Below are 22,391 nucleotides of genomic sequence, written 5' to 3' on the forward strand. Positions count from 1 at the left end.
CATTCTCATCTCCTTTTCTCCCATCATATAAAAAGAAACCTGACAACGGTGTGTCAAGTTTCTAATCGCTTCATAAATTGTTTTAATTGGAGATCAAATGCTTCCTTGATGTGCTGAGGTGAAACAATGTCGACGTCCGGTCCTAAATGGAATAGGAAACTGTGCAGCCAATCATCTTGCGGCACAGTCAATGCTGCCAGATAGGTCCCGTCTGAACATATGATCAATTCGTTCTCATCCACCCATTCCTTCACTTTGCCAACTGATGCTTCCGTTAACCTGAGCGTGAGGGTTGTGACTGAAGGTTCTTCATGCCAAGAGTCATTCCAAGGCTTCTCTTCATTTTTGATTCTTTTCGGCCTGAAATATGCTGAAATGGTGATGAGGTCTGTCATTCTGGTCAGCTTGAATAGACGAAAATCATGTTTCACACAACAAAACGCATACAAGTACCAATGCCTTCCTTTTAAGACTAGCGTATAAGGCTCCACTTTACGTGGAAGTGTTTCACCTTTTGCGTTTCGATAAGTGAACTGGATGAATTGATGCGCGGAGACAGCGGTATGGATCAGCTGAAGCTTCTTTTCTGCCTGGCTGTCTTTCCCCCATGAGCTTAAATCAATAAAGACATGGTGCTGTTTCTCGCTTTCATCGCTTTGTGGCGGAATGAGAGATTTGATTTTTTTCAGTACATGTTCACTTTCTTTAAAGGAGTATGCACTCGTCATGCTTTCAAGGGCAGTTAAAATAAGCTCAATGTCATCATCGGTAAATAATTTTTTCTCTAAACGATAGTCGTCAACAAGTGAAATACCTCCACCTGCTCCTTGTGTTGTCACAACAGGAATACCGGCTTGATTGATGGTCTCAATATCGCGATAAATCGTCCTCACGCTCACTTCGTGAAGTTCAGCAAGGTCTTTCGCTTGTACTTGCTTTTTGCTAATGAGCAGCATCACAATAGACAAAATACGATCGATTTTCATGCCTTTTCCCCTTTTTCATAATTATGGGTTTTGATTTGATAAAAAATGAAAGAATGGTAAAGATAAGGAACAGCCAGCATTCGTTTACATCCCTGCACATGCAGGAGGAGGTTGCATCATGACACATCACGTGTGGCAGTTATTCATAATTGGGAGCATTTTGCTGATCTGCATCGTCTTTCGAATGAATCGAATGCGGCGCTATCAGATTGTGCGCCCGATCAGTCTTTTGATGAGAATGTATGTATTTGGACTCACTGCCCTTATTCTCTTATTAGAAGGCTGGCAAAATCACAGCATTTTCATCTATGCCGCTATTGGTATGCTCTTTGGAAGCAGTCTGGCCGTTCATGCCTATGAGACGATCCGCATGAAAGAAGAAAATGGCCGTCTTTATGTGAAAACGAGTAAATGGATTGAAAGCTTCATTTTATGCTTATTTTTATCTCGACTTAGTTTTAAGCTGGGTGAGCTGACGAACCATTCGCTCACAAAGATTGGTGTCGTTGAACTGTATCAGCATATTGTGAGTGATGATGCCATGACCATGCTCAGCTTTTTTCTGTTAGCTGCTTACTATGTTGTTTTTTCTTATCAAATGATGAAAGCAGGTAAACAATCATCACGTATGCATCATGCGTAAAAAACCTTCCTATATGAGTAGGAAGGTTTTTATCAGTCATGCTGTGCATGATGAATCATTTGTTCAAGTACTTCCATCACATGCTGATCTTCAGGACTGTAAAAAATCGATGTCCCTGCTCGTCTAGATTTCACGAGACGAAGGTTTTTTAAAAAACGCAGCTGATGAGAAACTGTTGATTGCATGAGATTCAGCGTTTCCGCGATATCATTTACCGAGTATTCACCTTGAGACAAGAGGTGCAGAATACGAATACGTGTCGGATCAGATAAGGCTTTAAACGTTTGGGAGACAAGAAATAAACTTTCTTCATCCAGCTCCATCCGTTCCTGTTCTTGATTTGTATTCAGTTCTTCCTTCATTTCGCTTCACCTTTCTTGTTAGTCAAATCACGACTTAATCATATACTAAAACGTCCGGCGTGCAAAGCGGGCACACTTTAGAAAAAAGATTTATTCAAATAGCATTGACACTTGGTAGCATTCTTTTTAAAATGAGCATTATTTATTCATTTTTAGAGGAGCTGATAGGCAAATTGACTGAAGAGCCAAAACTAAAACGCAGCCTGACTGTCTTTCCACTTGTTGTGATCGGGCTTGCTTATATGGATCCACTTGTCGTATTTGATTCATACGGCATTGTTGCTCAGCTGACGAAAGGACACGTAGCTGCAGCTTATATATTTACGTTACTTGCATTACTATTGACAGCGCTTAGCTATGGGAATATGGTGAAGGCTTTTCCAAAAGCAGGATCTGCTTATACATATGCGCAAAAAAGTATTCATCCTCATGTCGGCTTCCTTGTGGGCTGGACACTTTTACTGGATTATTTATTTTTGCCTATGGTGAATTTTGCAATCGGAAGTGCTTATTTAACCGCAGCCTTTCCTGATGTACCTCATTACATTTGGATCATCATACTTGCTATCGCCATAACGACTGTCAATGTCATCGGTATACGGCTTACAGCCAACATTACGGCGCTGTTTGTGACGTTTCAGGTCATTGTCGCCGTCACCTTTGTTGGGTTTGTTATTTATGGGCTCACGCAAAACGCTGGCAGTGGAGAGTTATTGTCAGCCCGGCCTTTTTATTCAGCGAGCTTAGATCCAGCGCTTATTTTTTCAGGAGCGACCATTTTATGTTTCTCCTTTCTGGGATTTGATGCCATTTCGACTATGTCTGAGGAGACCCTTAAACCCAAAAAGACGATTCCGCTTGCCATTTTCTTAACAGTTGCGATTGGAGGCGTACTGTTTACTTTGACATCTTATTTTTTGCAGCAGGTGTTTCCAAATTTTCAGCAGTTCAAACATCCTGATGCAGCCTCACTTGAAATTGCAGAATTTGTGGGCGGCGCATTTCTCCACTCGTTCTTTTTAGCCGGCACAATGGTCGCTGTCATTTCTTCCTCCTTATCGTCACATGCGAGTGCAGCAAGGCTTTTATATGCAATGGGAAGAGATCAATCGTTACCAAAGCGTTTCTTCGGGTATATTCATCCGAAATTAAAAACCCCTGTTTTTAATATTTTATTAATCGGAGCTTTCTCTTTAACCGCAGTCGTTGGCGAACTTGAAGTCATTTATTCCTTTATCAGCTTCGGCGCGTTAATTGGATTTACCTTTGTGAATTTGTCTGTTTTTGCGTACTATTTCGTCAGACAAAAACAAAGAGGTGTACTGAATACATTGAGATATGCAGTGATCCCTCTATGCGGGACAGCGTTTTGCATTTGGCTGTTAACGAGCATCAGTACAAATGCATTAATCATTGGCATGATTTGGCTGATTATCGGTTTTGTTTATTTTTGCTTCAGGCTGAAAACAAGACCCGAATTTACGTTTGGATATGATTGATTATAAGGTTTTCACTTGGTATCCTGCACAGGATATGGCATAATGAAAAGGCTGTACTTCCCTTTTAAAAGCGGGGCAAAACAGGGGTGAACTGACCTTGAAAAAGAAAAAAACAGGATGTTTTGCCATTTCAGGCTGTTTCACGATTTTTCTCTTTGTTTTCGTATTAGCAGCCATTATCTTTTCCTTTAATCAAAAGGAGTTAAAAAAGCTGCCGATTGATACGGAATCAGTTGTTTTGTCGAGATTGGATGATTACAAACCGCTTGTAGAAACAGAGTTAAGAGATCAAGATTTAGATCAGTATACCGGGTTAATCCTCGGTATGATGTATCAAGAATCAAAAGGCAGAGGCGGAGATCCAATGCAAGCCTCTGAATCTCTTGGTTTGAAACGAAATGAAATCAATGACCCTGAGAAAAGCATTAAACAAGGAGTCCATCATTTTTCGACTATGTACAAGCATGGGAAGAAAAAAGGCGTTGATTTGGAAACCATTATTCAAAGCTATAACATGGGAATCGGCTATATTGATTTTGTTGCAAAAAACGGGGGAAAACATTCCGAGAAATTGGCAAAGCAATACTCCAAAAAGCAAGTGAAACGAAACCCCAAGGTCTATACGTGCGGCGGCAATAAAGATAACTTCCGCTATCCGTATTGCTACGGTGATTTCACTTACGCTGAAAAAGTAAAAGAAAAAACGAAAACAGTTGAAGAAAAGATGAAATTGGCTTCTTCATCCTCACCATCATCGTAAAAAAAGCACTTCCGTCAAGGAAGTGTTTCAGATTGTTGTCAAAGGGCTAAAATAATCTTTATTTTAGCCCTTTGTCTTTTTTCAGCGTGATAGAAAACCTTTGCAGTCTAGGAAGGACAGCTACTTTTGCGGAGCGAATTGACATTCGTGAGCACCAGCGCGCAGGACTGACAACGAATGCGAGGGGTTGTCTACACGCTGAAGCACTTCCGTAAAGGAAATGCTTTTCATTTTACCGCTGTTCTTTCCCGATTTCCGGGAGAATCGTTTTTGCTAAATGCTGGTCCATTTCCTCATATTCATCATAATGAATCGTTTCATACAGCTCTTTTCTCGTTTGCATATCCCCAAGTATCCCCTGCTGCGTTCCCTTTTCCATGATTTCTGTAAATAAACGCTCATACGCTTTTGCAGCAACTCTAAGTGATGACACAGGGTAAATGACCATTTGAAAGCCAAATATAGAAAATTCATCTGCATGATAATAAGGCGTCTTGCCAAACTCCGTCATGTTTGCAAGGAGCGGACCTTTAATATGGTTTGACGCATGCGTGAAGTCCTCTGCTGTGATGAGTGCCTCAGGAAAAATAGCGTCCGCTCCTGCTTCTACGTAAAGATTGGCCCGGCGGATGACATCCTCCATTCCATTTACGGACTTTGCATCGGTTCTTGCAATCACCAAAAGCGTTGGTGCCGCTTGTTTGATGGCTTTGATTTTTGCGACCATTTCTTCTACTGGAACGAGTGATTTCCCATTTAAATGCCCGCATTTTTTCGGCATTTGCTGATCTTCAATTTGAACAGCTGCCACCTTACTTTCAACCATTTCTTTTGCCGCTCTTGCTGCATTTAAAACACCGCCATAACCTGTGTCCATATCGACCAAAAGCGGCAGCTGGGAAGCTCGAATAATTTCCTTCGCTTTTTCTGCCATTTCTGTTGAATGGATCATGCCGAGGTCTGGCAGTCCTTTGCTGGCACAAAAAGCGGCACCTGATAAATAGAGCCCTTGAAAGCCCATTTTTTTCGCATAGAGCGCAGACATTCCATCGTGAACGCCTGGAATTTGAAATAAAGCTGATTTGTTCATTTGTTCTTTAAAGGCTGCGGCTAAATCAGCCTGACTTCTTTCTTCATTCACGATCCACACGCTAGCTCCCCCTTATATAACGAATAAGTCCATAAATGCTGGTACTGTTGTTGTTTTTAATTGATTTGGATTTTGACAGAGTGATACAATTTGATCCACTTGCTTTTGTGGAAATCTTGTTTTCAAATGATAGACCCATTTCTTTTCAAGCAGCGGAATGCCTTCCTGTCTTCTTCTGCGATGACCAAGCGGGTATTCAATTTCAATTCGGTCTGTCATCGTCCCGTCTTTAAAGAAAATTTGTACACAGTTAGCAATCGATCTCTTTTTCGGATCTAAATAATCCTCTGTATAACGTTTATCCTCTTTCACAATCATTCGATCACGAAGACGATCAATGGCTGGATTTTGCGCCGTTTCTTCTTCATAATGGTCAGCTGTTAGTTCACCGTAGATCAGTCCAATGGCTGTAATATACTGCAAACAATGATCTCGGTCTGCCGGATTATAAAGCGGCCCTTTCTTATCAATAATCCGAATCGCTGACTCGTGTGTGGTAATCTCTACCCGGTCAATATCATCTAAACGATCTTTTACAGCGTCATGCAGCATCACAGCCGCCTCTGCAGCAGTCTGTGCATGAAACTCAGCAGGATAAGCAATTTTGAAAAGAACATTTTCTATGACGTATGATCCAAGGGGCTGGGCGAGCGTAAGCGGCTTTCCTTTCATAAGAACATCTTCAAATCCCCACTTCTCTGCACTAAGCGGCGTTTGATAGCCCATTTCCCCTTTACGTGTCATCATTGCCAGTCTCACTCCGCGGCTTGTTGCATCCCCTGCTGCCCATGATTTCCTCGATCCTGTGTTTGGGGCGTGGCGATACGTCCTAAGCGGGGAATTATCAACAAACGCTTGTGATAACACATGCTGAACTTCTTCTTTTGTTCCGCCAAGCATTGCACACACAACTGCACTTGTTGCCACTTTAACAAATAACACATGATCCAAGCCATTTCGATTTAGACAATTTTCTAAAGCTAGCACGCCTTGAATTTCATGTGCCTTGACGATTGCATGCAGTACGTCATTCATCGTTAGCGGCTCTTCTCCGTTTGCAAGGCGTGTTCTGCTGATATAATCACTTACAGCTAATATTCCGCCTAAATTATCTGACGGATGCCCCCACTCTTGTGCAAGCCACGTGTCATTATAATCTAACCAGCGGATCATACAGCCAATATTAAAAGCCGCTTGAACAGGATCTAGCACAAACGAAGTGCCGGGAACTCTTGCTCCGTTAGGCACAACTGTTCCAGGTACGATAGGTCCAAGGTGCTTCGTACATTCTGGAAAATTAAGAGCCAGCATTCCGCACCCGAGTGTGTCTATGAGCACATACCGCGCTGTTTCAATGGCCTCTTTGCTCGTAATTTCTCCGTCTACTGCATAAGCAGCGATTTCTTCTAATAGCTGATCTGTTTGATTGGCGACTGCTGTTTTGTTCATGTTCATTCCCCCGTTTTTCCATCATCATTTGAAACCTTTAATCCTCTTGGTCCTAAATACCGGACTCTCGGTCTAAAAATGCGATTATGCAAATGCTGTTCAATAACATGTGCGGCTAATCCGCTAGCTCTTGCAGCAAAGAAAATGGGTGTATAAAGTGAAATAGGGATTCCGAGCACGTAATAAATAGGTGCAGCATAATAATCAAGATTTGGATAAAGGTTTTTCTGCTCTTTCATATAGGCCTCTCCTGCTACACACATGTCATATAGTGTTGTATCTCCCTTTGATTCGGTAAGCGTTTTCAATGAACGTTTTAAAAGAGCGGCTCGCGGGTCCATTTTTCTCATGTATACTCTGTGGCCAAAGCCCATCATTTTTTCTTTTGCGGCTAATTTTCGTTCAATGAGCGCAAGAAATCCCTCTGTTGTTTTTCCTTCAAGAAGCATGTGCATGACAGCTTCATTTGCTCCTCCGTGGAGGTCACCTTTTAATGAAGAGACCGCTCCAGTAAAAGCACCATACATGTCAGAATGCGTGGATGCAATCACTCTAGCCGCAAACGTTGAATTCGGCAGCTCATGTTCGCTATATAATGTGAGTGTTTGGTCAAAAGCGGTAATTTCTTCTTGTGTCGGGGTGCGTCCAGTTAGCATGGATAAAAAGTTTTCAGTGTAGGGTTTGGTCTGATTTGGAAAAATAACGGCGTCTTTTGTGAGAATATAATAGCTTCCAGCAACAATGGCCGGCAGCTGTCCTAGTAATCGAACTGCACGTCTTTCTTGGCACGCTTCAGATCGATCATGTAATGCGTCATCATACCCTGAAAGAGCAGATAAACACGTTCTCATCGCATCCATAGGGTGAGTGGTTTTTGGAAGATTCGTTAATATGGTTTGAATGGTTGGATGTAAGCTCGTTTGTGAGGATATATCTTGCTGAAATTGGTGATATTCCAACTTATCTGGTAATCTTCCATAAATAAGCAGATAGGCTGTTTCTAAATATGTCTTGTTTTGTGCCAGCTCAATGAGGTCGTACCCGCGAATCACAATTTCCTCTTGCTCCACATCTAAGTATGATATGGACGTTTCGCTTGCCACAATGTCTTCAAGCCCCGGTTTATACTGCAATTGTTCAGTCATCATATAACCCCCGTTTCGTCCAATTGTTGATCTCCATACGAGCAAACGGCCAGAAATGATGTGAATCTATAGATGGGAAGATACCGTGCTAGTCGGATACCCAATTTCCATTCTATCCAAAGCACTTCATCTTGTAAATAAAAGAACGTATGTCCAGTTGGACATACGTTAGCTGTAATATGGAGAAATCATGATATAGACAATGACGCCAGTGAGACTAACATAAAGCCAAAGCGGCATCGTCCAGCGGGCAATTTTACGGTGACGCTCGACCTGCATCTGTGCGCCTCTAAATAGTGTAATCAGTGCAAGCGGTACAATAATAGCTGAGAGCACAATATGTGTAATCAAAATAAAGAAGTAAATCGGACGGATGATCCCTTCTCCTCCGAAATGTGTATCAGCTGCCATTGAATGATATGTCACATAGGAAATTAAAAAGACAAGTGTTGTTGAAAATGCAGCAAAAATAAATCGTCTATGTGCTTTAATGTTCTTTTGTTTAATCATAATGAGTGCTGAAAGTAAGAAGATAAACGTAAAGCTGTTCATCACGGCATTCAGTAACGGCAGAAATGTAATATCCAGATGACTAAATTTATCTGTTTTTGGCATTAAAAATAATAAAGCGATTAATCCGTTTATGGCAATTGTTAAAATGACAACAATGCCGGTGAAATTTTTCGGTTTTTGATTCTGTTCGTTCATGTTTGAAAACCTCTCTTTATTAGTTCCGACTAAGAGTATGTTATTTAACTTTCTCTATAAAGTCAATGAATTCGCTGTCTTCGTCGAATTTTAGACAAACTTGCCGATTACTGGCGTTCTAACGGGTTGAAAGATTCATCCACTTCCTTTAGAATGGAAATTTATGTGGTTTTTATGATTTCTTATATGAAAGGAGTAATGGACTTGTCAATCTTACAGGAAACAGCAAAAGATGTGAAGACGTTAGAGCAAGAATTACAGCAATTGCAGTTCCAAATGTATCGAATGCAAGAAAATATGAAAGATATTTCGAAAAAAGCAAAGATCATTGGCATTGATCAGGCGAAAGAAGATGAATGGATGATTGTCTCTGCCATTGAAAATGCTGATACATGTAAAATCATGCTGACCGATTGTGAAAAAGCTTTTCGCGGACAATCTGATTTTTCCTTAATCGCGGAATATCCTGAAGAAGGAAAGATTCATATTGCCGATATTAAAGGACCTCCCGATAATGGGTATGGCTCAATCTGTATGAAGCATTTAAAAGAAATCGCAAGAGAGCAGAACATCCCAGTCATCACAGGTGACCTCGTCAAAAGAGATTGGAATCACGTGGACCGATTGATTCACTTTTATGAAAAGCACCAATTTGATGTCCAAATCAATTGGAAAGAACAAAGCGGAGAAATTTATTGGGTGGACAGCTAATGACAAAAAAACAGCGTGTATGACGGAATATACGCTGTTTTTTGTCGAAAATGCAAATTTTTCTGAAAAATATGTGTTTTTTTAACCAAAAAAAGGGTACAATAAAAGCATCAGGCCGCCACCTGATGCTTTCTTCCAAAAAACAATTGTTTACTAGTTAAGTACTTTCACTTTGACTGTTTTTACGCCCCAATTTTTTGCTTGGGATTCGCTTGGTACATGTACATCAATTTTGTTACCTTTAATTGCGCCGCCAGTATCTGCTGCGATGGCTTCACCGTAGCCTTCAACATAAACCTTACTTCCTAATGGAATGACATTAGGATCTACTGCAATCACTTTCGCATTTGGGTTTTTGTTTAAGTTTACCCCTGTTGCAGTAATACCTGAGATGCCACCATCATTTGCTGTATAAGCCGTAGCCGTTACAGTCATTTCTTTTTGTACACTTTGACTAGCAGAAGATGATTCTGCTTTAGCTGTTTCCTGTTTAGGAGCAGCTTTTTTCGGTGCTTCCTGTTTAGGAGCAGCTTTTTGTGTTGTTTGCTCTTTTTGGACAGGCTCCTGTTTTTGGACAGGCTCTGAGCTTACCGGAGCTGAGCTTTGACCAGCAACACTTAGTGTTGAACCAATCATAATTATATCTGACTTTAAGTTATTCCAAGACTTAATATCGCTAATTGACACATTGAATTTTTGAGCGATTTTCCAGAGGCTGTCCCCCTTCTGGACTTTATACTGCTCCTGAGTTTTCTCTTTTGAAGAGATTGTCAATTTATCACCTACATAAATCATGTCTGTAGATAAATTGTTCCAACCTTTTAGGTCCTTTAGAGACACACCATTTTTTTGAGAGATTCCCCAAAGTGTATCACCTTTCTTCACAGTGATCTCCTTTGCAGAAGCTTGCTGTGCTCCAAATGCTGTTGTTGAGATTGCTGCAACAGCAACCAAGGACATAATTGTCTTCTTCATAAAGTAAATCCTCCCTTGTTAGCTTTTTATGGCGGCTAACGAGTGCTATCGTAACATATGTAAATGTCAATTCAATAACAAAACGATATGTTTTAGATTACAGTTCCTTTACATGAAACATCTCTCTCCATTGGTAAATCAGACCACAAAACAGCTCGATTACCCGCCATATCAAGGTTTTGAAAGGATCAGAAACCTCCTGTTGAAAACGTGTCCAAACGCAGCGAAAAAAAATTTATTTTTCTTCTTCAATCTCTTTATTTTTCTCTTTTTCTATAAATAAACGGATTTCTTCTAAAAAAACATCCCCGTATTTCTCTCTTTTTTGAGCGCCTATTCCCTTAATATGGAGAAGTTCTTCTTCTGTTTTAGGCTGAACGGCTGACATTTCCTTCAAGGTTTGATCAGAAAATACAACAAATGGCGGAACGCCCTGCTCTCTCGCCAGCTTCATTCTCACCGCTCTCAGCTGCTCAAATAATGCATCGTTTTCTTGAATCGCCTCTCTTTTAACTGCCTGTTTTTTATACACAGCCTCTTGCCCGACTAACACTTTTTTTCCTTTATGTGTCACTTTTAATGTTGGATAAGCCCCTTCAGACATGTGCAAATACTCTTCTGTAATTAAAAATTCGATGAAATCACTGATTTGCTGGGCTGATTGCCGCTTCATTAAAGCGTATGTAGGAAGACGGTCGAAACCGAGGTCAAGCACTTTTTTATTTTTAGAGCCTGCCAGTACTTGAGCAATCATCATTTTTCCAAACCGCTCGTTCATTCTAACCGTACACGATAAAACCATTTGCGCTTCTCGAGTAACCTCTTCACGCTCTCTTTCATCAAGGCAATTGCTGCATTTTTGGCAAGGAGGACTTGCTGATTGATCAAAGTAGGCCATCACAAATTGCTGCAAACATTGCTCAGTATGACAGTAATCGACCATTTGTCTTAATTTAAGCAGTTCATGCTGATAGCGCACTTCATCTTCTGTTGACTGTTCAATGAGGAATCGCTGCATTCGTACGCCCTGCGGCGAAAATAGTAAAATGCATTCACTTTGGAGCCCGTCTCTGCCGGCGCGTCCAGCTTCTTGATAGTAGCTTTCAATATCCCTTGGGATTTGATGATGAATCACAAAACGGACATTTGACTTATTAATTCCCATGCCAAATGCAGATGTAGCGACCATGACCTGGATGTCATCGTTTAAAAACAGGTTTTGCTGCTCTTCTCTTACATCGTCATCTAACCCGCCATGATAAATGCCAGCTTTGATCTTTTGTTTCTTTAGCCGATTGTAAATGTTTTCGGCTTCTTTTCTTGTAGCAGTATAGATAATGCCGGACTCAAGCTTATTTTTCTTCATATAATGTGTGATAAAACGGTCACTATTTTCTCCTTTGACCACCTGAAAAGATAAATTTTCTCTAGCAAACCCAGTAAAAATGGTTTCTTCTTCGTTCATGCCAAGCTGTTCACATATATCTCGGTGAACCTTTTTCGTGGCTGTAGCAGTTAATGCAACAATCACTGGTCTTTTTGTTAACTGATTTAAGCATTCTTGAATAAAGCGGTAGCTTGGCCTAAAATCATGCCCCCACTCAGATATACAGTGCGCTTCATCAATCGCAATTAAAGGGATCGTTAACCGATCAAGCAGCTGAAAAAAACGCTCATTTTGTAAACGTTCAGGTGTGATATAAAGCAGCTGATATTCCCCATCTTCACATTTTTTCAGCCTTTTATTCATTTCAGCAGCTGAAAGTGTGCTGTTTAAAAAGGACGATCGTATGCCCATCTCATTTAGCGCATCGACTTGATCTTTCATTAAAGAAATTAGCGGGGATACAACGATCGTTGTTCCTTCCATCATCAGGGCAGGAATCTGGTAGCAAACCGATTTCCCTCCGCCTGTCGGCATAATACAGACGGTATCTTTCTGTTTGTTTACAATCGATTCAATGGCTTGTTTCTGTCCCTGCCTAAAGGCGTCAAAGCCAAAGTATTGTTTCAGGAGTGCTTCTGCTTGTTCTAACATCCAATTCCCTCTCCGTCTTTTGTTTTGTCTATTTTAACATACATTCATGCCTCTTCCTGCTGACTGTACAATTTCGTTTTTTCACAAAATAAAAAGCCATTTTCCGAAATGGAAAATGGCTTGAATCATCCTAGGAAAAGCTGCGGATGCCGTAATCTAAGTAAGAAAGTTTTAAACCACCACTCCTCAAAGTGGGTGTTTGCAGAAACGTTCCTGTCTTCCTCTCTAAGGAGGCATGACATTCCGGCTTCAATATAAAACTCCCTATTACAGCTTAAAGGTTAAAACTTAATTAACATTACGCACATCGCAGCCTTTAAACTATATTACACGAAAGTTTATTAAATTTCAAGAGATCTTTTTTCTATGAAATACTCATGTATACAAGCTATTTGATCATGTGTGCATAAGAAAAAATTATTCTGAAAAAATTTAACCTTTGCTTATGATCCTATTTTTCCTCATCTACATCAGCATCTTGCTCTTCCTCTAATCTTTCATACGTATCTGAATGCATCTGATCCATTGTTTCTCTATTTGTTAAATCGCGCATTTGATCGGAGAATGAACGGTCAAATTCGTTTGGATCTTGAGTACTTTCTTCATTTTTCTTTGCATCTATTGAATAACGTGTATATGGAACTGCTTTTAAACGCTCGTATGGGATCTCTTTCCCCGTTTTCTCACATATCCCATATGTTCCGTCTTCCATTCGTTTCAGTGCTGCATTGATTTCATCTTCAAGCTGATCATCGACTTGATCCAGCGTTTGTTCTGTCATGCGGTCTAAATAGATGCTCCCATGATCAGCGATATGATTCCCAACACCATTTGACATCTCACTCGATTCAACGAGCATCGATTCTTCTTTCTTTTTTGATCCCTTCACATCTTCTTTTAATTGAATCAATCTTTCGTATAAATCAGCTTGTTGTTCTTTCGTTAAGCCCACGGTCAATCACTCCTTTCTCATTACCTTCCCGCTGAAAGGGAAAAGAAAACATCAAAAAAGCCGCCGCCTCTTTGGCAGCAGCTTTCTTCTCTTATAGATGACGAAGTGCTTCTTCTACTGATTTATCGCCTTTATTCAAGTCAAAGGACTTATTTTTCACATTGGATTCTGTTAAGCTCTCCACAAGCACAATGGCTACGTCCTCTCTTGAAATCTTGATGTTTTGATCATCTGGAATATGTTCGGCAGCTTCAATCTTTCCTGTCTTCTCCTCATGCAGCAGGGCACCTGGGCGGACAATCGTATAGGAAAGACCAGACTGTTTTAAGTACTCATCAGCTTTTCTTTTCGCTTCATAATAAGTTTCCATACTTCCTTGCCCTTTTCCTTGGTTCGGATCATCAGCATTATAGGCACTAAGCATAACAAAATGCTGGATGTTTTCTTTTTTCGCTGTATCAACGAGGCGTTTTGCACCTTCTTGATCGACCGCAATGGTCTTATCTGCACCTGTTTTTGAGCCTGAACCAGCGGCAAAGATGACAGCGTCTGCTTGTTTCACAGCATGTGTCACATCTTTTTCAAGATCACCGATGACAGGTGCTGCACCTAGTTCTTTTAGTGCATCAGCTTGTTTTTCATCTCGAATGAGAGCAAGCGGCTCATGTCCTTTTTCTTTTAAATAACGAACGACCAGTCTGCCTGTATGTCCATTTGCTCCTGCAACTAATACTTTCATTGTTCATTCTCCTTTCTGTATCTGTTTCATCTTTATCCTTTTTTGTTATCATTCAAACAATTAAGCAGAAAAAACCCCTTCCCATCAGAATGGGAAGGGCTTAGCCATGTGCGATCTATAAAAATAAGAACGAAGAATGAGAAAAGTGCATATGATCTATGTAATCGCAAGATTGATCAGCAAAGATGTTTTGTCAAAATGGCTTGCACATCACTCAAATCCGTCTCTTTAGAAAAGTCGAGTTCAAATACTTTTGAGCTTGTGACAAGCAGCATACCTGTGTCCTGATCAAACACGCCAGCTTCTTGTATGGCAAAACTTTCAATTGATCGATACGGCAAGGAGACCCTGACTTTCTTCTTAGAAAATACGCGGTTATCGCCAAAGATCAGTCGTTTATTGGTAAAGCAAATTTGGTCGTGACGCAGTCTGTAAACAGCCTCAATTCTTTCCCCTTCAATCAATAAGGATTCGAATTTCTTATCATTTTGTTTACTGACAGAAAAAATACCCACGTAAACCCCCTCTTCCTGCATCAAATTCCTTTATGACAAAACGGCCACACGGCTCTGTGGGTACGTTTTATTCTCACTTTTAGAATACGCTATAAATGGTTGTTATTCCATTACGAATAGATTAAATTTCATTTAACTTTTTCTTTTTGATCCGATGCTCTTTCCTCTACTTATTTAGACTGTTAAAACAGGAAAAAAGTTTCAGTTCTTTTCGAGAAAAATGCTGCATCATTCCAATAAAAAAACAGTGATTATGCCAAATCACTGTTTTTAAATGACTATTCGTCTTTTGGTGTATCAATCGTTCCCTCGGCATACACATCGGAAATCTGTTCGAGCGTAATCGCCATATCAGCATCCTCGTGTTCATGCCATGCATTTTGATTTTTCTGCTCGTCATTTTGCTGCTTTTTCATCATCATCACCCTTTACTGTTTTTCTTAGTATGAGTGATGACCCTCAAAATCATTCAGCTGAAATATCTTCGAAATACTCCTTGTAATACCCGCCTACTTTACCCGTATTGTCTACGACAAACAGGAATTCTTCTGTTTCATTTTTCACTTCATATGTGCTTCCAACCGTTAATGCCCGGTCGACCATATATTTTTTCGCATTTGTATGTACGCATTTTACTTGTTTTAACGTTTGAGCCGTTTGCCAGTTTTGATGGATCATGATTTAAAAACTCCTTTTTTCATCTATACATTTATTGTAGCCAAATTTTCGAGAAATGCAATGAGTGTTATGGATTGCTTTCAAACATGTCGTGTAATATGATAATTGTATACGTTTACATTTTGTGCGTATACAGTTTCGTTGCATGTCCGCTTTTCCCACCTAGAACTCGCAGAAAACAATCCATATCTTTAAGGAGGTTTGTTTATTTATGAGCTCTACAACACTTCAAATTAGTTCAAAACTCGAATCTTTTCTCCAAGGGACGAAAAAACTCTACATTAATGGTCAGTTTGTCACAAGTCACGATAACAAAACCTTTGCTACTCCTAACCCAGCCACAGGCGAAACCCTTATTGATGTTTATGAAGCAGGTGCAAAAGATATTGATGAGGCAGTAAAAGCTGCAAAAAAGGCCTTTCATGGTCCTTGGCGCACAATGTCTGCCGCTGAACGCGCCCGCCTCATGTTCAAGCTTGCTGATTTAATGGAAGAAAACCAGGAAGAGCTTGCACAGCTAGAAACTTTAGATAACGGGAAACCAATTAATGAAACAACAAATGCAGATATCCCCCTCGCTATTGAGCACATGCGCTATTATGCGGGCTGGACGACAAAGATGAATGGACAAACCATTCCTGTCAGTCAAGGATATTTTAATTATACCCGCCATGAGCCGGTTGGGGTTGTAGGACAAATCATCCCATGGAACTTCCCGCTGCTCATGGCTATGTGGAAAATGGGCGCCGCACTTGCAACAGGGTGCACCATCGTTTTAAAGCCAGCCGAACAAACTCCACTCTCTGCTCTTTACTTAGCAGAATTAGTGGACAAAGCCGGCTTCCCAGAAGGCGTAATTAACATCGTTCCTGGTTTTGGCGAAACAGCCGGAGAAGCCTTAACTGATCATCCTGACGTGAACAAGCTGGCCTTCACAGGGTCAACAAGTGTTGGGAAATTAATTATGGAGAAAGCGGCTAAATCCATTAAGAGGGTCACATTAGAGCTTGGCGGAAAATCACCGAATATTATTTTACCTGATGCCGATTTAAAGAAAGCTATTCCAGGTGCTTTAAATGGCGTCATGTTTAACCAAGGTCAAGTATGCTGCGCGGGCTCCAGAGTCTTTGTTCACCGGAGCCAATATGATGAAGTGGTCGATCAAATGGCCAAATATGCAGGATCCCTCAAACAAGGCGCTGGTCTTCATCAAGATACGCAAATTGGGCCTCTTGTAAGTAAAGAACAGCACGAACGCGTGTTAGGCTATATTGAAAAAGGTAAATCCGAAGGGGCGACAGCCGTTGTCGGGGGCGATTGCCCTTATGAGGCTGGCTATTTCGTCTCCCCTACTATTTTTAAAGATGTAGAAGATGAAATGACCATTGCCAAAGAAGAAATCTTTGGACCTGTCTTATCTGCCATTCCTTATGATTCTATTGATGAAGTGGTTGAACGAGCCAACCAGTCTGAATATGGATTAGCAGCAGGACTTTGGACAGAAAACTTAAAGCATGCCCATGATATCGCTGCACGTCTTGAAGCAGGAACGATTTGGGTCAACTGCTATAATGTCTTTGATGCCGCCTCCCCGTTTGGAGGATATAAGCAATCAGGTCTTGGCAGAGAAATGGGATCATATGCCCTTAACAACTATACAGAAGTCAAGAGTGTATGGATTAATCTCCAAGACTAATGACGTCAAGAAAGCCGGTGACCCTGTCATCGGCTCAGATCGTTGACAAAGTGCTAAAATGATTTTTATTTTAGCACTTTGTCTTCTTTTCAGCGTGATAGAAAACCTTTGCAGTCTAGGAAGGACGAGCACTGGCGCGGAGCGAATTGACATTCGTGAGCACCAGCGCGCAGACCTGACACCGAATGCGAGGGTTTGTCTACACGCTGAGCCGGTGACCCTGTCATCGGCTTTTTTTGTGTTTGCATGTGACAGGCCGGCTCCTGAATATAGTATGAAAGGAAAGGAGCATGGCCGTATATGCAAGATTTTAAATTGAAAGTAAACGAATATATCGAAAAATTGCACATAGAAATGCAGCGAAGACAACGAGAAGATGGCGCCTTTGTTTTCTGTTTTGAAGGTCCAATGATGACAAATGCTTTTTTGATTATGCTGTTAAAGGCTGTTGGCGATTCGGATCAGGCTTTGGTTCATCAATTAGCAGAAGCGATACGCGAAAAACAAAATGAGGATGGGTCTTTTTCTTTGTATCATGATCAAACGGGACATCTAACTGCCACTGTGCAGGGCTATTGCGGAATGCTCGTTTCAGGCAGGTTTCAACAAGATGAGCCTCATATGGAAAAAGCAGCGCAATATATTCGATCAAAAGGCGGATTAAAGAACGTTCACTTTATGACAAAGTGGATGCTCGCCGTCAACGGTATGCACCCTTGGCCATACTTCTATGCACCACTTTCCTTTTTACTCATTCCTACATACTTTCCGCTGCATTTCTATCATCTTAGTGCATATGCAAGAATTCACTTTGTGCCAATGATGATTGCACTCAACAAACGATATACTTCTCATGAGAAGTTTCCAAGCCTAGCACACCTTGATGCAAACATGTCTAAGAATCCATTTGATTGGTTTATGGCAAGAGAAGAACGTTCCACTCATCACTTTTTGACTTACATGCGATCGTATACAGCACTCGACAGCCGGCTGGACTTTTTCGGATATGAAACAGCAAAGCGATATATGTTTGACCGCCTCGAAAAAGATGGCACACTGTACAGCTATTTAAGTGCAAGTATTTTTATGGTCTACGCACTTATGAGTCTTGGGTACTCCCCAGGACATCATCTCATTTTAAAAGCAGTCAAAGGCATGAAAAAGCTAGTCACTGACTGTCAGGGCAGAATGTATGCAGAAAATTCCACATCCACCGTTTGGGATACAGCGCTTGTTAGTTATGCTTCTCAAAAAGCTGGCAAAAAACAAGAAGACCCAGTCATCACAAAGTCTTTCTCATACTTACTGAACCGGCAGCAAATGAAGAAAGCAGATTGGGCGATTCATAACCGGCATGCTGCTCCGGGAGGCTTTGGTTTTTCAGATATCAATACGAATAACCCTGATTGTGATGATACGCAAATTGTCTTAAAAGCCATTCCGAAAACATACGCACCAGTTCAGTGGAATCGAGGATTTTATTGGCTTCTTTCCATGCAAAACCGTGACGGCGGATTCTCTGCCTTTGAAAAAAATCAAGATCACTTCCTGCTTCGACATCTGCCTCTTGAATCTGCGGAGGATGCAGCAATTGATCCATCGACACCCGATATTACAGGCCGCGTGCTTCATCTCATTGGTCTTGAAGAGAAAAACATGTCAACGCCTATTCAGAGGCAAAAAGATCAATGTGTCAAGTGGCTCCTAGATCATCAAGAGAAACATGGATCATGGTTTGGCAGGTGGGGTGTTTGCTATATTTATGGAACGTGGGCAGCATTAACAGGTCTAAAAGCTGCCGGCATCCCCTCCACTCATCCTGCTGTTCAAAAAGCATGCCGGTTTTTAAAGCAGATTCAGCGAGAAGATGGCAGCTTCGGAGAATCGTGTAAAAGTGCAGAGGTAAAAACGTATGTCCCCCTTCCGTTTGGCACAGTGGTTCAGACGGCTTGGGCAGCAGAGGCACTTTTACAATATGAGAAGCCAGATGACAAAACGATTTTAAAAGCCATCTCATTTTTGATTCATCATCAGCACACGAGTGAAGCCTTGCACTATCCAGTAGGCATTGGCCTGCCAAAGCAATTTTACATCACCTATCATAGCTACCCATATGTCTTTCCCATGATGGCTTGTTCCACATTTTTAGAAGAAATGAGGCGTAAGAATGAATAAGGAAGAGTACCGTTTGCAGCTCAAAGAGTGGCTTAGCTCCATTCAACCCGCGATTCAAGATGACAACATCCGTCAGAAAGTAGACCATTTATGGTTCTCAATGGATGATGAATATTCTAGTGAACAAGAGTGGTACGAACTGGCAGAACGTATTGCTAAGGACATGAACCTACAAGAAGACATGCGAGAAGTAGCAGCTGGAAGTCACAAGTTACCCCCTCTCCCTTACCGGTATGATGCACTAGAACCGTTTATTTCAAAAGAAATTATGTATTTGCATCACCAGAAGCATCATCAATCATATGTTGATGGTTTGAACCAAGCTGAACTAGCCTTAAAAAATGCAAGAAGAACCAATGATTTTAAAATGATCAAGCATTGGGAACGGGAGCTTGCCTTCAATGGTGCAGGGCATTATTTACATTGTATTTTTTGGTTTTCCATGAGTCCTTCAGGAAAACGAAAACCCACCGGACAAATGCTTCATCTCATTGAACAATCGTTTGACAGCTATGATGCATTTAAATCTCAATTTTCAGCAGCGGCCAAACAAGTAGAGGGTGTTGGCTGGGCTATTCTCGTATGGGCGCCCAGATCTCAGCGATTAGAGATTTTACAAGCAGAACGCCATCAATTTTTGTCACAATGGGACGTGATCCCTCTCCTAGCCCTTGATGTATGGGAGCACGCCTATTACCTTCAATATCTGAATGAAAAACCGAAGTACGTAGATCGTTGGTGGAATGTAGTCGACTGGCGTGAACCAGAAGCAAGGCTTAAGCAAGCACAGCAAGTGAAATGGACCCCTTTTTAAGACGATGCTCCCCATATAGGCAAGTGCTTATATGGGGTATTTTTAGTTTACATAATTTTATTATTAACACCTTTATAAAGAATGGGTTGTTTTTTCAGAAAATTCGTTTAAAATAGGAAAGATATGCGAGGAAAGTGAGATGAAGCAATGAATGAACATTCTTTTAACCATTAGTCAATTTGCAGGAAGAACCTTTGCAATCTGGGTCATTATCTTTGCATGTCTTGGATTTGCTTTTCCTGACGTATTTTCTCAGATTGGACCGTATATTCCGTTTTTACTAGGTGTCATTATGTTTGGGATGGGGCTTACATTATCTGGTGAAGATTTTAAGGAGCTTTTTCGAAAACCTCTCTATGTGCTAATCGGGGTTTTGGCGCAGTACACACTCATGCCGCTGATCGCCTTTCTATTAGCTTACGGATTACAGCTGCCATCTGAAATTGCTGTAGGCGTTATTCTTGTGGGCTGCTGCCCGGGCGGTACAGCTTCCAATGTCATGACCTTCTTGGCAAAAGGCAATATGGCATTATCCGTAGCGGTCACAACTATATCGACCCTTCTTGCTCCCTTTTTAACGCCTCTCTTTATCTATATTTTTGCAAGATCATGGTTACCTGTATCACCGGAGGCATTATTTTTGTCGATTGTCCAAGTTGTGCTAATTCCTATTATCTTAGGGGTTATCGTTAAGGTATTTTTCAAAAAACAAGTAAACTATGCGGTTCAAGCATTGCCGCTTGTATCTGTTGCTGGAATTGTGCTGATCATTGCAGCAGTTGTCAGTGCAAATAAAGAGCAGATTCTTCAATCTGGATTGCTGATATTTGCCGTTGTTATATTACATAATGGACTTGGTCTCTTAATTGGTTACCTGATCGCAAAGTGGTGCAGAATGGATATCCCTTCACGTAGAGCGATCTCGATCGAAGTAGGCATGCAAAACTCCGGGCTAGGTGCAGCGCTAGCAACAGCACACTTCTCACCGCTCGCAGCCGTACCAAGTGCCATTTTTAGTGTGTGGCATAATTTATCTGGTTCCTGTCTTGCGACGTATTGGTCAAAACGAGGACAACATGACAGTGAAAGAAAAAAAGCTAGCCCCTGTTAGGGTGCTAGCTTTTTATAATTGAAGATTATCCTTCAAGTAATAGCTGCTCAGGATCTTCAAGCAGATTTTTAATCGTAACGAGGAATCCAACTGCTTCTTTACCATCGACAATGCGGTGGTCGTAAGAAAGAGCTAAATACATCATCGGACGGTTCTCAAAACGTTCTTCATCAATCGCGACCGGACGAAGCTGAATTTTATGCATCCCTAAAATTCCAACTTGCGGGCTGTTTAAAATCGGAGTTGAAAGCAGAGAACCAAATGTTCCACCGTTTGTGATCGTGAATGATCCACCTTGTAACTCATTAAGAGACAATTTGTTATCTCTTGCTTTTTTCGCAAGATGACCAATTTCTTTTTCAATCCCCGCAAATGACAATCTGTCTGCATCACGGACAACCGGTACGACAAGTCCTTCGTTTGCAGCAACAGCGATGCCGATGTCATAGAATTTCTTTACGACAAGCTCATCACCTTGAATTTCTGCATTAAGCAGCGGATATTTCTTCAGTGCTGCTACAACTGCTTTTGTAAAGAAGGACATGAAGCCAAGCTTGACATCATTTTGCTCTAGGAAGGCATCTTTACGACGCTTTCTTAAATCCATCACAGCTGTCATATCGACTTCATTAAATGTCGTGAGCATCGCAGCCGTTTGTTGAACTTCAACTAAACGTTTTGCAATTGTTTGTCTGCGGCGTGACATTCTTTCACGTTCAACTGGCTTTCCTGGTTGTTCAGTTTGCACCGCAGCATTTGCTTTTGGCGCGGCTTTCGGTGCACTTGCAGGTGCTTCATTCTTTTGATAAGAAGCGACATCCTGCTTTCGTACCCTGCCCAGCGGATCTACGGTTGGAATCTCAGATAAGTCTAATCCCTTCTCTCTCGCTAATTTTCTAGCTGCAGGAGAAGCGATGGTTCTGCCATTACCAGCTTTCGGCTCTTCTTTCACTGCTTCTTCTTTTTGAGCAGCTGCCGGTTCTTCTTTCGAAGCTGGTGCAGAAGCTTGCTCAGGTGCTGGAGCTGCGGACTCGCTTCCGCCAGCTTCACCTGCTGCAATCGTTCCGATGACCTCTCCAACTTGTACAGTGTCACCAGAATCTTTCAGCACTTCTTTTAATACACCAGATTCTTCAGCAGTCAGTTCGACATTGACTTTATCTGTTTCAAGTTCCAGCAGGTACTCCCCCTGCTCCACATAATCGCCCGGCTGCTTTAGCCATTGAGCAATCGTTCCTTCCGAGATTGATTCCGCTAATTCAGGTACTTTAATTTCCGCCATTTT

Annotated in this window: 22 protein-coding genes and 1 other RNA gene; 8 read left to right on the forward strand and 15 right to left on the reverse strand. The window is 41.3% G+C overall.

Annotation, left to right across the window (positions count from 1 at the left end; translation table 11 throughout):
- Positions 1-53: 53 nt before the first annotated feature.
- The gene (locus M1D81_RS09900) at positions 54-986 is read right to left on the reverse strand and encodes a helix-turn-helix transcriptional regulator (protein WP_456267026.1); all 933 of its coding nucleotides are present in this window, start codon (positions 984-986) and stop codon (positions 54-56) included.
- A gap of 118 nt (positions 987-1,104) precedes the next feature.
- Between M1D81_RS09900 and M1D81_RS09905 the strand changes: the two genes are divergently transcribed.
- Positions 1,105-1,629: a mother cell-specific membrane sporulation protein gene (locus M1D81_RS09905; protein ID WP_456267025.1), complete on the forward strand. Its 525-nt coding sequence runs from the start codon at positions 1,105-1,107 to the stop codon at positions 1,627-1,629.
- Positions 1,630-1,661: 32 nt separating this feature from the next.
- On the opposite strand, the gene czrA is transcribed toward M1D81_RS09905, so the two are convergent.
- Positions 1,662-1,991: a Zn(II)-responsive metalloregulatory transcriptional repressor CzrA gene (gene czrA, locus M1D81_RS09910; RefSeq protein ID WP_024422670.1), complete on the reverse strand. Its 330-nt coding sequence runs from the start codon at positions 1,989-1,991 to the stop codon at positions 1,662-1,664.
- A 173-nt stretch (positions 1,992-2,164) separates the two neighbouring features.
- On the opposite strand from czrA, the gene M1D81_RS09915 reads away from it, so the two are divergent.
- Both M1D81_RS09915 and M1D81_RS09920 read left to right on the forward strand, forming a co-directional pair.
- Positions 2,165-3,490 (forward strand): APC family permease, encoded by a 1,326-nt coding sequence (locus tag M1D81_RS09915; protein WP_456267024.1) that lies wholly within the window; start codon positions 2,165-2,167, stop codon positions 3,488-3,490.
- Between the two features lie 97 nt (positions 3,491-3,587).
- Complete coding sequence (locus tag M1D81_RS09920) at positions 3,588-4,250, forward strand: lysozyme family protein (RefSeq protein ID WP_456267023.1); 663 nt, start codon at positions 3,588-3,590, stop codon at positions 4,248-4,250.
- A gap of 232 nt (positions 4,251-4,482) precedes the next feature.
- Here the strand turns inward: M1D81_RS09920 and prpB are convergent, their stop codons facing one another.
- The 4 genes from prpB to M1D81_RS09940 all read right to left on the reverse strand — a co-directional run bounded on the left by prpB (position 4,483) and on the right by M1D81_RS09940 (position 8,702).
- Entirely contained in the window at positions 4,483-5,400 is a 918-nt protein-coding gene (gene prpB, locus M1D81_RS09925) for a methylisocitrate lyase (RefSeq protein WP_024422673.1), read from the reverse strand.
- A 12-nt stretch (positions 5,401-5,412) separates the two neighbouring features.
- Complete coding sequence (locus M1D81_RS09930) at positions 5,413-6,849, reverse strand: bifunctional 2-methylcitrate dehydratase/aconitate hydratase (protein ID WP_456267022.1); 1,437 nt, start codon at positions 6,847-6,849, stop codon at positions 5,413-5,415.
- A 2-nt stretch (positions 6,850-6,851) separates the two neighbouring features.
- The gene (gene mmgD / locus M1D81_RS09935) at positions 6,852-7,994 is read right to left on the reverse strand and encodes a citrate synthase (protein WP_456267021.1); all 1,143 of its coding nucleotides are present in this window, start codon (positions 7,992-7,994) and stop codon (positions 6,852-6,854) included.
- 168 nt (positions 7,995-8,162) lie between these two features.
- Entirely contained in the window at positions 8,163-8,702 is a 540-nt protein-coding gene (locus tag M1D81_RS09940) for a DUF420 domain-containing protein (protein ID WP_024422676.1), read from the reverse strand.
- A 198-nt stretch (positions 8,703-8,900) separates the two neighbouring features.
- Between M1D81_RS09940 and M1D81_RS09945 the strand changes: the two genes are divergently transcribed.
- A complete protein-coding gene (locus M1D81_RS09945; protein ID WP_456267020.1) occupies positions 8,901-9,413 on the forward strand; it encodes a hypothetical protein in 513 nt (170 codons plus the stop codon).
- A 153-nt stretch (positions 9,414-9,566) separates the two neighbouring features.
- Here M1D81_RS09945 and M1D81_RS09950 read toward each other — a convergent pair whose 3' ends face one another.
- The 8 genes from M1D81_RS09950 to M1D81_RS09985 form a co-directional block, all read right to left on the reverse strand.
- Positions 9,567-10,388, reverse strand: coding sequence for a LysM peptidoglycan-binding domain-containing protein (locus tag M1D81_RS09950; protein WP_456267019.1), 822 nt, complete (start codon positions 10,386-10,388; stop codon positions 9,567-9,569).
- A gap of 235 nt (positions 10,389-10,623) precedes the next feature.
- A complete protein-coding gene (gene recQ, locus M1D81_RS09955) occupies positions 10,624-12,426 on the reverse strand; it encodes a DNA helicase RecQ (protein ID WP_456267018.1) in 1,803 nt (600 codons plus the stop codon).
- 133 nt (positions 12,427-12,559) lie between these two features.
- Positions 12,560-12,745: non-coding RNA, 6S RNA (gene ssrS, locus M1D81_RS09960), on the reverse strand.
- A 132-nt stretch (positions 12,746-12,877) separates the two neighbouring features.
- Entirely contained in the window at positions 12,878-13,378 is a 501-nt protein-coding gene (locus M1D81_RS09965) for a TraR/DksA family transcriptional regulator (protein WP_456267017.1), read from the reverse strand.
- Between the two features lie 91 nt (positions 13,379-13,469).
- Complete coding sequence (locus M1D81_RS09970; RefSeq protein WP_456267016.1) at positions 13,470-14,117, reverse strand: SDR family oxidoreductase; 648 nt, start codon at positions 14,115-14,117, stop codon at positions 13,470-13,472.
- A gap of 176 nt (positions 14,118-14,293) precedes the next feature.
- Positions 14,294-14,632: a PH domain-containing protein gene (locus tag M1D81_RS09975; protein WP_024422682.1), complete on the reverse strand. Its 339-nt coding sequence runs from the start codon at positions 14,630-14,632 to the stop codon at positions 14,294-14,296.
- A 278-nt stretch (positions 14,633-14,910) separates the two neighbouring features.
- Positions 14,911-15,048, reverse strand: a complete 138-nt coding sequence (locus tag M1D81_RS09980; RefSeq protein ID WP_075611524.1) for a DUF4025 domain-containing protein — start codon at positions 15,046-15,048, stop codon at positions 14,911-14,913.
- Positions 15,049-15,097: 49 nt separating this feature from the next.
- Positions 15,098-15,310 carry a DUF6501 family protein gene (locus tag M1D81_RS09985; protein WP_024422683.1) on the reverse strand — a complete coding sequence of 71 codons (213 nt, stop codon included), beginning with the start codon at positions 15,308-15,310 and terminating at the stop codon, positions 15,098-15,100.
- Between the two features lie 211 nt (positions 15,311-15,521).
- Between M1D81_RS09985 and M1D81_RS09990 the strand changes: the two genes are divergently transcribed.
- The 4 genes from M1D81_RS09990 (at position 15,522) to M1D81_RS10005 (ending at position 21,106) form a co-directional block, all read left to right on the forward strand.
- Entirely contained in the window at positions 15,522-17,006 is a 1,485-nt protein-coding gene (locus M1D81_RS09990; RefSeq protein ID WP_456267015.1) for an aldehyde dehydrogenase family protein, read from the forward strand.
- A gap of 300 nt (positions 17,007-17,306) precedes the next feature.
- Entirely contained in the window at positions 17,307-19,181 is a 1,875-nt protein-coding gene (locus M1D81_RS09995) for a terpene cyclase/mutase family protein (RefSeq protein WP_456267014.1), read from the forward strand.
- Positions 19,174-19,995 (forward strand): superoxide dismutase, encoded by an 822-nt coding sequence (locus tag M1D81_RS10000; protein WP_456267013.1) that lies wholly within the window; start codon positions 19,174-19,176, stop codon positions 19,993-19,995. The genes M1D81_RS09995 and M1D81_RS10000 overlap by 8 nt, the downstream gene beginning before the upstream one ends.
- 151 nt (positions 19,996-20,146) lie before the next feature.
- Positions 20,147-21,106 (forward strand): bile acid:sodium symporter family protein, encoded by a 960-nt coding sequence (locus M1D81_RS10005; protein WP_456267012.1) that lies wholly within the window; start codon positions 20,147-20,149, stop codon positions 21,104-21,106.
- Between the two features lie 25 nt (positions 21,107-21,131).
- On the opposite strand, the gene odhB is transcribed toward M1D81_RS10005, so the two are convergent.
- Positions 21,132-22,388 (reverse strand): 2-oxoglutarate dehydrogenase complex dihydrolipoyllysine-residue succinyltransferase, encoded by a 1,257-nt coding sequence (odhB, locus tag M1D81_RS10010; protein WP_025093122.1) that lies wholly within the window; start codon positions 22,386-22,388, stop codon positions 21,132-21,134.
- Between the last annotated feature and the right edge of the window lie 3 nt (positions 22,389-22,391).

The organism is Bacillus sp. JZ105 (assembly GCF_053903125.1).

Coding starts and splice junctions, on each gene's coding strand:
- M1D81_RS09940 (WP_024422676.1), bottom strand. CDS start 8,702: ATGAACGAACAGAATCAAAAACCGAAAAATTTCACCGGCATTGTTGTC.
- M1D81_RS09985 (WP_024422683.1), bottom strand. CDS start 15,310: ATGATCCATCAAAACTGGCAAACGGCTCAAACGTTAAAACAAGTAAAA.
- odhB (WP_025093122.1), bottom strand. CDS start 22,388: ATGGCGGAAATTAAAGTACCTGAATTAGCGGAATCAATCTCGGAAGGA.
- recQ (WP_456267018.1), bottom strand. CDS start 12,426: ATGTTAGAACAAGCAGAAGCACTCCTGAAACAATACTTTGGCTTTGAC.
- czrA (WP_024422670.1), bottom strand. CDS start 1,991: ATGAAGGAAGAACTGAATACAAATCAAGAACAGGAACGGATGGAGCTG.
- M1D81_RS09995 (WP_456267014.1), top strand. CDS start 17,307: ATGCAAGATTTTAAATTGAAAGTAAACGAATATATCGAAAAATTGCAC.
- M1D81_RS10000 (WP_456267013.1), top strand. CDS start 19,174: ATGAATAAGGAAGAGTACCGTTTGCAGCTCAAAGAGTGGCTTAGCTCC.
- M1D81_RS09945 (WP_456267020.1), top strand. CDS start 8,901: ATGGACTTGTCAATCTTACAGGAAACAGCAAAAGATGTGAAGACGTTA.
- M1D81_RS09970 (WP_456267016.1), bottom strand. CDS start 14,117: ATGAAAGTATTAGTTGCAGGAGCAAATGGACATACAGGCAGACTGGTC.
- M1D81_RS09950 (WP_456267019.1), bottom strand. CDS start 10,388: ATGAAGAAGACAATTATGTCCTTGGTTGCTGTTGCAGCAATCTCAACA.
- M1D81_RS09930 (WP_456267022.1), bottom strand. CDS start 6,849: ATGAACAAAACAGCAGTCGCCAATCAAACAGATCAGCTATTAGAAGAA.
- M1D81_RS09905 (WP_456267025.1), top strand. CDS start 1,105: ATGACACATCACGTGTGGCAGTTATTCATAATTGGGAGCATTTTGCTG.
- M1D81_RS10005 (WP_456267012.1), top strand. CDS start 20,147: ATGAACATTCTTTTAACCATTAGTCAATTTGCAGGAAGAACCTTTGCA.
- M1D81_RS09900 (WP_456267026.1), bottom strand. CDS start 986: ATGAAAATCGATCGTATTTTGTCTATTGTGATGCTGCTCATTAGCAAA.
- M1D81_RS09980 (WP_075611524.1), bottom strand. CDS start 15,048: ATGAAAAAGCAGCAAAATGACGAGCAGAAAAATCAAAATGCATGGCAT.
- M1D81_RS09990 (WP_456267015.1), top strand. CDS start 15,522: ATGAGCTCTACAACACTTCAAATTAGTTCAAAACTCGAATCTTTTCTC.
- mmgD (WP_456267021.1), bottom strand. CDS start 7,994: ATGACTGAACAATTGCAGTATAAACCGGGGCTTGAAGACATTGTGGCA.